The sequence below is a fragment of the Companilactobacillus halodurans genome, from assembly GCF_009600995.1.
In the GTDB taxonomy this organism is placed as follows: Bacteria; Bacillota; Bacilli; order Lactobacillales; family Lactobacillaceae; genus Companilactobacillus; species Companilactobacillus halodurans.
This window is the reverse complement of sequence record NZ_VDFO01000060.1, coordinates 1-11,234: the sequence shown is the minus strand read 5'-3', so window position 1 is coordinate 11,234 and position 11,234 is coordinate 1. Positions and strand designations below refer to the sequence as shown.

The 11,234-nt window shown below is 35.3% G+C and carries 10 protein-coding genes; 9 read left to right on the top strand and 1 reads right to left on the bottom strand.

The window, feature by feature from the left end:
- Positions 1 to 182 precede the first annotated feature (182 nt).
- From FHL05_RS11825 to FHL05_RS11815, 3 genes are all read left to right on the top strand, one after another.
- Positions 183 to 1,073 carry a DNA/RNA non-specific endonuclease gene (locus FHL05_RS11825; protein ID WP_153384617.1) on the top strand — a complete coding sequence of 297 codons (891 nt, stop codon included), beginning with the start codon at positions 183 to 185 and terminating at the stop codon, positions 1,071 to 1,073.
- 65 nt (positions 1,074 to 1,138) lie between these two features.
- On the top strand, positions 1,139 to 1,822 hold the full coding sequence (locus FHL05_RS11820) for a L,D-transpeptidase (protein ID WP_153384618.1): 684 nt from the start codon (positions 1,139 to 1,141) through the stop codon (positions 1,820 to 1,822).
- Positions 1,823 to 2,060: 238 nt separating this feature from the next.
- Positions 2,061 to 4,742, top strand: coding sequence for a cation-translocating P-type ATPase (locus FHL05_RS11815; RefSeq protein ID WP_153522797.1), 2,682 nt, complete (start codon positions 2,061 to 2,063; stop codon positions 4,740 to 4,742).
- Positions 4,743 to 4,794: 52 nt separating this feature from the next.
- Here FHL05_RS11815 and FHL05_RS11810 read toward each other — a convergent pair whose 3' ends face one another.
- Positions 4,795 to 5,475, bottom strand: coding sequence for a YjjG family noncanonical pyrimidine nucleotidase (locus FHL05_RS11810; RefSeq protein ID WP_153384619.1), 681 nt, complete (start codon positions 5,473 to 5,475; stop codon positions 4,795 to 4,797).
- Positions 5,476 to 5,805: 330 nt separating this feature from the next.
- Between FHL05_RS11810 and FHL05_RS11805 the strand changes: the two genes are divergently transcribed.
- From FHL05_RS11805 to FHL05_RS11780, 6 genes are all read left to right on the top strand, one after another.
- Entirely contained in the window at positions 5,806 to 6,885 is a 1,080-nt protein-coding gene (locus FHL05_RS11805; protein WP_238706894.1) for a PTS transporter subunit EIIC, read from the top strand.
- Positions 6,875 to 7,744: an alpha/beta hydrolase gene (locus tag FHL05_RS11800; RefSeq protein ID WP_153384620.1), complete on the top strand. Its 870-nt coding sequence runs from the start codon at positions 6,875 to 6,877 to the stop codon at positions 7,742 to 7,744. Before FHL05_RS11805 ends, FHL05_RS11800 begins: the two co-directional genes overlap by 11 nt.
- A 61-nt stretch (positions 7,745 to 7,805) precedes the next feature.
- Positions 7,806 to 8,537: a sulfite exporter TauE/SafE family protein gene (locus tag FHL05_RS11795; protein WP_153384621.1), complete on the top strand. Its 732-nt coding sequence runs from the start codon at positions 7,806 to 7,808 to the stop codon at positions 8,535 to 8,537.
- Between the two features lie 146 nt (positions 8,538 to 8,683).
- The gene (locus tag FHL05_RS11790) at positions 8,684 to 9,007 is read left to right on the top strand and encodes a hypothetical protein (protein WP_153384622.1); all 324 of its coding nucleotides are present in this window, start codon (positions 8,684 to 8,686) and stop codon (positions 9,005 to 9,007) included.
- Positions 9,008 to 9,088: 81 nt separating this feature from the next.
- On the top strand, positions 9,089 to 10,711 hold the full coding sequence (locus FHL05_RS11785) for an ABC-F family ATP-binding cassette domain-containing protein (RefSeq protein ID WP_153522795.1): 1,623 nt from the start codon (positions 9,089 to 9,091) through the stop codon (positions 10,709 to 10,711).
- Positions 10,712 to 10,876: 165 nt separating this feature from the next.
- Positions 10,877 to 11,212 (top strand): hypothetical protein, encoded by a 336-nt coding sequence (locus tag FHL05_RS11780; RefSeq protein WP_153522793.1) that lies wholly within the window; start codon positions 10,877 to 10,879, stop codon positions 11,210 to 11,212.
- The last annotated feature ends 22 nt before the right edge of the window (positions 11,213 to 11,234 follow it).

Below are 11,234 nucleotides of genomic sequence, written 5' to 3'. Positions count from 1 at the left end.
AGCGTATCAATCTTCAAATTTTTTGGCTCCGAGCAAGCTCGTCAGCCAAATAAAAAACAGCTAGACCAATTATGATCTAACTGCTTATGTAAACTGCCATCAACTTAATTTGACGAACAGCCAAAATTTTTAAGTTCAGACTTTTTTGCTCACAAAATAATTGAATATTGAGGATTATTTAGATGAAGAAATTTATTTTTCTATTGATGCTTTTTCCCTTAATGCTAACGGGATGTTCTGCAGAATCAAATGCCAAAGGCACTACAGCAACAGATTTGAAACAGAATGAAAAATTAAATCAAGGCCAAAATAATCAATCAAAAAATCCCTTAACGACTGAGGATATGAGTCATTGGATTTATAAATCGGGTGATAATCCTGTAAAAATTTTGAATAATGATACTCCGACTACTCTAGCAATTAAAAATTTTGAAAAGCCACATATCGACTATTCAGGACTGGATGATCTGAATCGCACGAAGTCAGTTACAGCGTATTTAACTAAAAATAATCTTGGTCGTTCAAAAACCAGAACAGAACAAATTTTTAAGCCCACTGGCTGGCATAATCAACCTAAAATAATTGATGGAAGTCGTGTGATTCCTCAAAATAGAGGACATTTAATTGCCTATACAGTTACATTTAATTTAAATGACGATGGTCAAGAGGAAGAAGGACATTTAGGAAGTCTGAATAATCCTAAAAATCTCTTTACACAGACTGCTTTTTCTAATCAAAAAACAATGACTGAAGTAGAACAAAAGGTTAGAACTGCCTTAACAAGGAATAAGAAGGTAATTTATCAGGTCACGCCAATATTTCGTGACAATGAGTTGATGGCTCGTGGCGTTTGGGTCCAAGCTATTTCAACGGATAAGACGCTGAAATTTAATCGTTATATTTGGAATGTTCAAGGGAAAATTCAATTTGATTATGCTACTGGGAGATCCAAAATAGATAAAGATTTTCAAGTTCCAGGCGATGATGGGAAAACCCAAGAATTGAAAGCAAATTATAAAAATTATCGTAATCATCATAAATTTCATAGGCAATATCATCACAAATACCATTGATGTAATTATTGAAAGCGCTATAATTATAAGTATATTAATAAATATATGAATTTGGGGAAATTTTGATGAATCTAAGAGGGAAAAGAAAAAAGATAATTATTGCTGCCTTAGTTTCAATTGTGTGTCTTTTGGGCATTGGCTTATTTTTGGGGAATAAGCATATTGGAGATGACCAAATTAATGTTTCTGCGGAAAAGAAAGTTGATCAGAAAAAGCCTGAAGTTACATCTAAGGTAAAAGTTATCGAGACTCCTGAAACAGTTCAGGATGAAAAATCGATGGTTAGTCTAGAAGACTTTAAATATGATCAAGCTTCCGAGAAGAAAGACTATCCTGATTTAACAAAGCATTCTAATATTTGGATTGACGTGAATATTGCGACTCAACGGACTTATATTATGGATGGTAAAGAGAAACTATATACTATGTACGCTTCAACTGGTAAAAATGACACAACTCCAAGGGGCACTTATCATATTCAAAATGAACGGGGACATTACTTTTATACTGCACCGTTAAAATTAGGCGCTTATTACTACGTTTCTTTTCTAAATCATGGCGAGTATCTTTTCCACACTACGCCAACTAACGATAAAGGCGAGTATGTTAAATCGATAGCAAAAACTTTAGGGAAAGAGCCATCATCACATGGCTGCGTTCATTTGTCAGTTCCTGATTGCAAGTGGATTTTTGACAATATTCCATCTGGCACAAAAGTCGTTATTCATGGAGAATTTCAAGATAAATAAATTGATATAAAAATAAACTAAATACTTAATCTTTTTGATGTTTTGTTTTGCTTTAATTTTCGGTATCAATTATAATGAAACCGTAATCAAGGGAGTAACTTGCAGAGAGGGTTGCCTGTGACAAAGCCATCAACAAGACGTAGTTCTGGTTTTGTCTTAATTAGTGAGACTTGTACGTGTTTTTTGCGTACAAGTCTTTTTTTCCCGAAATTAAAAGGAGATGTTAATTTTGAAGAGTATGGACGATAAGAAACGCTCCCGTTTTTATGCACTGGATAAAGCTGATATTTTAAAGCAATTTGGTACTAGTGAAGATGGGTTGAGTGATCAACAAGCGAAAGAGCGATTGGAAAAAAATGGCCCCAACGCCTTAGCGCAAGGTAAGAAAAAGGGCTTAGTACAACGTTTCTTTGACCAGTTCAAGGATTTTATGATTATTGTTTTGTTAGTTGCTGCATTTATTTCTGGTGTCGTTGCCAAAGAATGGTCCGATGCGGCATTGATCTTAGCGGTTGTCATTATCAATGCAATTTTTGGTATCTTTCAAGAATCAAAAGCTGAAGAAGCCATCGATGCTTTACGAGAAATGTCAACTCCTGATGCGCACGTTAAACGTGGTGGAAAGTTAGAAACCATCAGTAGTGAAGCCTTAGTCAAGGGTGATTTGGTTTTACTGGAAGCTGGAGACATTGTGCCAGCTGATATCCGTCTGTTGGATTCAGCATCAATGAAAATTGAGGAATCAGCTTTGACTGGTGAATCAGTGCCAGTCGAAAAAGAATCAGAAGTCTTAGCAGATGAAGATATTCCGTTAGGCGATCGTAAGAACATGGCTTATATGAACAGTAACGTAACTTATGGTCGTGGAACTGGGGTCGTCGTTGGGACTGGTATGGAAACACAGGTCGGTCAAATTGCTGGCATGATCAATAAAGCTGAAGAAACTGGAACGCCGTTACAAGATAATCTCAACTCTTTGGGAAAAACTTTGACATGGCTAATTTTGGCAATTGCGGCTATTATCTTTGCGGTTGGTATCTTCAATAATCACTCTGGACAGCCGATGAATGAATTGATTATCAATATGTTGTTAGTTGCGATTTCCTTGGCAGTTGCCGCGATTCCTGAGGGTTTGCCAGCAATCGTTACAATCATTTTGGCTTTAGGAACGACCAGAATGGCCAAGAGAAAAGCCTTAGTTAGAAAGTTGCCAGCCGTTGAAACTTTAGGAAGTACCGATATCGTTGCTTCTGATAAAACTGGTACTCTGACCCAAAACAAAATGACGGTTGAAAAAGTTTATCAATATGGTCAATTAAAAGATGCTTCAGAAGATATCACTTCAGATGACAAAGTTTTGCAAGTGATGACTTTTAGTAATGATACGAAAATTCAAAATGATGGAACGCTCTTGGGTGATCCAACAGAAACAGCTTTGGTTCAATTTGGTTTCGACCATGATTATCACGTAGAAGATGAATTGAAAAAAGAACCTCGAGTTGCTGAAGTTCCTTTTGATTCAGACCGTAAATTAATGTCGACGATTCACAAATTGCCCGATGGCAAATTCTTTGTCGCGGTTAAAGGTGCCCCCGATATGTTGCTTCAAAGAGTGACACGCATTCAGGCTTCTCCTACCGATGTTAAAAATTTCACCGAAGAAGACCAAGCAGCTATTCTCAAACAAAATAAGAATATGGCGGTTAAGGCATTGCGTGTCTTGGCAATGGGATACAAAATTATTGATGAAATCCCTGGAATTGTTGACACACAAACTATTGAGCAAGATTTGATTTTTGCTGGACTGGTCGGGATGATTGATCCTGAACGTCCGGAAGCTGCTAAAGCGGTTGCCGATGCTAAAAGCGCTGGGATTCGTCCAATCATGATTACTGGCGACCACCAAGATACTGCTGAAGCAATTGCTGGTCGTTTGGGTATTATTAAGTCTGGCGATGATGCTGCAGTTATTACCGGTGCCCAGTTGGACCAAATGAGCGATAAGGAATTTGACAAGAAAGTTAAAAAATATTCTGTTTATGCACGTGTATCACCTGAACATAAAGTTAGAATTGTGAAGGCTTGGCAAGATAAAGGCAAAGTCGTTGCGATGACAGGTGATGGGGTTAATGATGCTCCTGCTTTGAAGTCAGCTGATATCGGTATCGGTATGGGAATCACCGGAACTGAGGTTTCAAAGGGAGCTTCAGATATGGTTCTAGCCGATGATAATTTTGCGACAATTATTGTGGCTGTTGAAGAGGGACGGAAAGTCTTCTCCAATATTCAAAAGTCGATTCAGTATCTCTTGTCAGCCAATTTAGGTGAGGTTTTGACTTTATTCATGATGACCTTATTAGGTTGGGATATTTTGATGCCCGTGCAATTGCTTTGGATTAACCTCGCAACTGATACTTTCCCAGCAATCGCATTAGGAGTGGAACCAACAGAATCAGGTATTATGAAGCGCAAGCCTCGTGGTCGCAAATCAAGTTTCCTAAGTGGCGGCATTGGGACTTCTATTATTTATCAAGGAATTTTGGAAGGTATCATTACGCTAGGGGTCTATGGTTTAGCAATCATGTTCCCAGTTCATGCAGGGAATGCTGCTATGCACGCCGATGCCCTAACAATGGCTTATGCAACTTTAGCCTTGATTCAATTATTCCATGCCTTCAACGTTAAATCGACTTACCAATCAATCTTTAAAGTACATCCTTTCAAGAATAAAATGTTTAATATTGGCGTTGCAACATCGTTTATCATGGTTGCAGCTACAATCATTATCCCTGGCTTCAACAGTCTGTTCCACGTAACTGAATTGAACCTATTGCAATGGTCAATTGTTTTAGGTGCTGGTGTCTTGATGATTGTGATTGTTGAAATTGTTAAGTTGTTTCAACGTCGTAATGAAAAATAATGCTTAATCGGTAAAAAAGAGATGTTAATCGTATTTTGATTAACATCTCTTTTTAGTTGAGAATTTTTTCTAATTGAGGCAAATTTTTGATTTCAAAAGTAGGTTTAAAATCGGTTTTATTATTATTCTCTGTAGGATTGAACCAAACGCTGTCGATATTAGATAGATTGGCTCCTGAAATATCTGCAGTTAAAGAATCACCAATGACTAGTGTTTCTGATTTATCAACGTCAAGGTCATCAAGTACTACTTTAAAAAAGTTAGGGTCCGGTTTTTGATAGCCAATATCTTCAGATAAGAAGAGCTTTTCGAAATTATCGATCAAATGGGCTTGGCTAAGTTGAGAAAACTGTTTTTCCTTAGTTCCATTTGAAACTGCAAAAATACGTCTAGTTTGACTGAGGTTGGATATAACTTCTTTAGCAGAAGGAATCAAAGTGATTTCCTCTTTGAGTAAACGTAGGTAAGTTTGATTAAACTTTTTTGCATCGACTTTCTTATTAAAGTGGTCGAAGTATAATTTGAAACGCAAAATTAGTAATTCATCACGAGTTAATTCTTTTTTTTCAAATTTTTCCCAGAGTTTGTCATTTAATTGATGCCAATATAATAATTGTTGTTGATTAAAAGGGAAGTCAACTATTGAAGACATCTTTTTTAAGGCCTTTTCAGCGTTAGTTTTGGTATCAAGGATCGTGTCATCTAAATCAAATAATAAAATAGGATATTTCATAAATACGCCTCCAATAATTAATAATTTCTATTATACAATAGGAACAATTACAAAATGTCAAATCAGTTTGAAAGATTTTTCAAAATTTATTAGTGGTTTTTCGTGGATAAAAATTAATAAGAAGTAAATAATGTGCATGTAGTGAAGAATCGAATTGTTCGATAATTGTGAGGCTTAAAATGATTAATCGATTATTATATTTTTCTGCTCGAGTACGCAATACAAAAATTGCAAGTGCTGTACGCCAAACTTTGATTTTATTATTTCCAATTATGTTATTGGGAAGTTTTCAACTTTGCTTTTTTAAATAAAAATGGTTATGTGGCGCAGATGTTTGGAGTGACGAACTGGCTGCCATTTGATTCAGAACTCAAATGGGTCATGGAAGTTATTTTCCACTGTACGATTGATATGATGGCTATTTATGCGGCTTTTGGCATGGCTTATTTCACTGCCAAAGAGTATCGAAAAGATGGCATTATTTCTGGTGCTGTGGGATTACTGTCTTTTTTGATAATTTCTTTTCAAACAGTCGATAATACGATTCCAATTTTCAGCCAATTCTTGATGTCGCAAGGAATGTTGATTGCTTTAATCATCGGTTATTTAGTGGCTCGTGTTTTAATATTTTTTGATAATTCAAGATTAGACGGCCGTTATAAAATTATTATTCCAATTCTAATTGTAATGGTCCTGGCATCTTTACTGAACATGTTGAGCTTTTTCGTGCTCAAACTGGAAATACCAACTTATGTTGCTAGTTTTGTCATGCGGAACACGCAAATCAATGCTTTATTGTACGTTCTTTCAATGGGATTTTTAACGAACCTTTTATCATGGATGGCAATTGGAGGTCCATTTAGCGATAGTCCAACCTTTACTGATGCGCCTTCGATGGCAAATATGAATGAAGCATTAAAAAATGGTTCTTCGTGGAATGTTCCTTATAAATTCACTGATACGACGCTATTTCATAGTTTTGCTAACTTTGGTGGCAGTGGCGTGATGATTGCTTTGATAATCGCTATTTTGATTTTTTCAAAGAAAGAGCAAAATAGAAATGTTTCAAAATGGTCCATTTTCCCAGCCATCTTCAATAGTCACTATTCAATGATGTTGGGGATTCCTGTCTTATTCAATCCTGTTTTTTTGATTCCTTTTGTCATGGCGCCATTATTTAATATGATAATTGCAGCTTTATTTATTGTCTTACATTGGATTCCAGTAGCAGCTTATCCGGTACCTTCGGGAACTCCAGGTCCGTTGATTGGCTTTATTGGGACTAACGGAAGCTGGTTGTCCCTTATTTTAGGTGCTGCATTACTAATAATTGATGTATTGATTTATTTACCATTCGTAAAATTATCTGATCGTATTAGTCAGGAAGCTGGTGAAATCGATGAGAATTAAATTGTGGATTGGAACTTTTTTTGGAGTTCTATTAGCAGCTGTTTTAATCATGGTTTCATTAAATTGGTCGAGGCAAAATGTTTCAGAGCTTTCTAAATTGCATAATTCTAAATTATCGCCGGTAATTATGATTCCAGGTTCTTCAGCGACTGAAAATCGATTTGATACCTTGGTGAAAAAATTGAATAAAAATAATAAGAAGCCACATTCGTTGATTAAGATTTATGTTACAACAAATGATAAGTTGCATTTTTCAGGCCAACTTCGCAAAGGAGACAATGAACCAATTGTCGTGGTCGGCTTTCAAAATAATCACGATGGCTACAGCAATATCAAAAAGCAAGCACGATGGTTCAATACGGCTTTTAAGGCTTTAGCACGTCAATATAACTTTAATAATTTTAAAGCTATCGGGCATTCAAATGGGGGCTTGATTTATACAGCCTTTTTGGAAAAATATTATTCAGAGTATTCTGATCAAATTAAAATCAAGCAATTGATGACGATTGGCTCGCCTTATAATTTTAATGAAAAGTCGGTTCAACATAAAACTCAAATGTTATCTGATTTTATTGAAGACCGAAAAGAGATACCGAAAAGTTTAAGCGTCTATTCAGTTGCAGGAACGCAAACTTACAATTCAGATGGTTTAGTCCCATTGGGAAGCGTGACAGCTGGAAAGTATATTTATCAGGGTCAAGTTAAACATTTTACAACGATTTCTGTCTCTGGCTCTGATGCGCAGCATTCTGATTTGCCTCAAAATGACCAGATCATCGATTTGATCAATCGTTATATTCTTGACCCTAAACCATCGCCAAGTAGACGGCAGGGAGCAATTTCTTTAGATGGTCAATAAAATGGAATCTTTTAAATGCTTCTCATTATAGTAGAATGGTAAGCATTGGGAGATGAGCTTATTGAGTTGGATATTTATTATCATTTTTGCGGCATTAATGGCAGGATTTGTTCAGGGTGTGACCGGATTTGGTTCCGGAATTGTCATGATGATTTTTTTGCCTCATTTATTACCGATTAATCAAAGTGCTGGGGTTTCAACTTTAACAATGGTCATAGCTAATGTAATGCTTGTTTGGAAATATCGAAAGCATCTGGATTGGCAAAAAATTATCGCACCATTTTTAATTTATGCTTGTATGGCACTTTCCTCGCTTTATTTGAGCAGTTTTTTTGCCAGCAATCATTTGAAAATTTTATTAGGTCTGTTATTAATTGTTTTGTCGATATATTATGCAGTAATGAATATTCGCTCAATTTCTATTAAAGCAATACCACTTTGGATTATGGTGATTTTTTCATTGATATCTGGATTCTTTAACGGGATGTTTGGTATAGGTGGTCCCTTGATGGCACTATACTTTTTGACAAATTCTAAATCCAAAGAGAATTATTTAAGTAACATTCAGACGTTTTTCTTGATGGATACTTTTTTAATGACAACAGTGCGTTTTTCAAGCGGTATTTTGACTTTTAGCAATTTGAAATATATTGCCGTTGGAATTGTCGGGGCCGTCCTGGACACTATTTTAGCTAATCATCTGGTTGGACATTTGAATATAAAATTGATGAAGTTATTTATCTATATTTTTATTGGATTGAGTGGTCTGTACTATTTGATAAGTTCGATATGAAAAGTCTCATAATTGGTTGTTGATAAGCCAGTTATGAGACTATTTATTTACGATAAAATGATGATAAGTATTGATACTTGCTATAACTAATTAGGCTCTTTATATTATGGTCGTAAGAAAATCTTGGAATGGGTGGGGACCTTATTATGGAGAAATATTTGGAAATAGAAGCTATCAAAAATGATGTTATTGAGAGACTAAAGAAAATTTCGGTTTCAGCAGAACTTGCAAAACAACCTCAGTTGAAGAAATTAGTTTTACATTATCTTAAGGAATTTCAAACTGACAATAATTTTGACCAAACTATTGAAGCATTTTTTAATGCTATTGGGATTGATTATTTGAATAATAAAACAGATTTTCCAAAATCTTTGATTGAGTTGTATTTTTATTTACGAATCAAAAAGTCACAATTCGATGGCTTAGATTGGAGTGCCACTCAAGCAGGATTAGTTTGGCTGGCAAAATAAAAAGTCTGTACTGCTTGCACCACAGTCAAATAGCCCGTATAATGCAATCTAGACTACATTTAAGAAATGAGGATTATATATTTGATTACTGTTAGTGATGTAAGTTTGCACTTTGCTGATCGAAAGTTATTTGAGGATGTAAATATCAAGTTTGCACCAGGCAATTGTTACGGTTTGATTGGTGCCAATGGTGCCGGTAAATCAACTTTCCTAAAAGTTTTATCAGGCGATATCAAGCCATCGACAGGTTCTGTTAAATTGGGACCTAATGAACGTTTGGCAACTTTGAAACAAAACCATTTTGATTTTGACGATTATACAGTTATGGAAACAGTCATTATGGGGCATGACGAATTGTACAAAATCATGCAAGAAAAAGATGCCATTTATATGAAACCAGACTTCAATGAAGAAGATGGTTTAAAAGCCGCTGAATTAGAATCAAAATTTGGTGAAATGGGTGGCTGGGAAGCTGAAGGTGAAGCTTCACAAATGCTTCAAGGTTTGAATATCCCTGAAGAACTTCATCAAGAAAAGATGTCCACTTTGACAGCTGGACAAAAGATCAAGGTCTTGTTAGCCCAAGCACTCTTTGGCAAGCCGGACGTTCTCTTGCTCGATGAGCCTACTAATGGTCTCGATGTGGATTCGATCGATTGGTTAGAAGAGTTCTTGATCAATTTTGAAAATACCGTTATTGTCGTATCCCATGACCGTTACTTTTTGAACAAGGTCTGCACTTATATGGCTGACCTTGATTACGGTAAGATTCAACTTTACGCTGGTAATTACGATTTCTGGCAACAATCATCTGAATTAGCTCAACAAATGAAACAAGATCAAAATGCCAAAAAAGAAGAAAAAATCAAGGAACTGCAAGACTTTATTGCTCGTTTCTCGGCTAATGCTTCTAAATCAAAACAGGCTACTTCACGTAAGAAGATGCTTGATAAGATTACTTTAGACGACATTCAGCCAAGTTCTCGCCGTTATCCATTTATTAAATTTGTCCCTAATCGTGATATTGGAAATGATTTATTGCAAGTTAAGGATTTATCAGTTTCAATTGATGGCAAACAAATTTTTAAGAATGTTAACTTCATTTTGAAGAAGGATGATAAAGTTGCCTTTTTGGCTAAAAATGATACTGTTACGACAGCACTCTTTAGAGTCTTGTCAGGTGATTTGGTTCCAGATTCTGGAACTATTACATGGGGTGTCACAACAAGCCAAGCATATTTGCCAAAAGATTTCAGTACAATGTTCAATGAAGAGACGCCAATTATTGATTGGCTACGTCAATTTGCGGAAAAAGGTGAAGATGATGATACCTTCTTGCGTGGTTTCTTAGGAAGAATGCTCTTCTCTGGAGATGACGTAACGAAAATGGTCAACGTTCTTTCCGGTGGTGAAAAAGTTCGTGTAATGCTTTCTAAGATGATGTTATTAAAAGCTAATGTCTTGATGATGGATGATCCTACTAACCATCTTGATTTGGAATCAATTACTTCATTAAATGATGGCTTAATCGATTATAAAGGGTCAATCCTTTTTGCCTCACATGATCACCAGTTTATTCAAACTATTGCCAACCGTTTGATTTACTTGACGGAAAATGGCGTGGTCGATCGTGCTGATACAACTTATGATGAGTTCCGCAGCAATGATCAAGTTGAAAAACAAATTGCTGAATTAGATAAATAAATTAATTTAAAACTAGAATTCATTTTTGATTTCTAGTTTTTTTATATGGTAATCATATTAACTTCACAATTTCATCAATCTATTTTAAGATTATTTAAAAGATTCTTAGGTAAGATATAGTTATTAAAATTAAATGACAATAAAATCAAGAAAGGAGAGGATGCTATGAGATTTATACCATTGTTGTTTATCTTGATTATTTCAATTTTTGCTGGTCTATATATTATCAAAAATATTTCTAAATTTACTGACCGTCATTTTGATTTGATCAGTTTAGTTTATTTAATATTTTTGGGCATGATTCTTTTTAGCCCAATCTCATTTGATGGTTTGTCAGTTTATTTGATGCCAGCAGGAATCGGACATGTTAATTTACATGAATTAGATATTTTTGAAATTCGAAAATTACAAGAACAAGTTAGCCACTTGTCCAAAAATAAATACGAAATATATCAGTACCAGAAAAGTACATTTCTAAACTCCACAGAAACTAGTGAATAGTTCCCGTGGAGTTTTGTAGTTT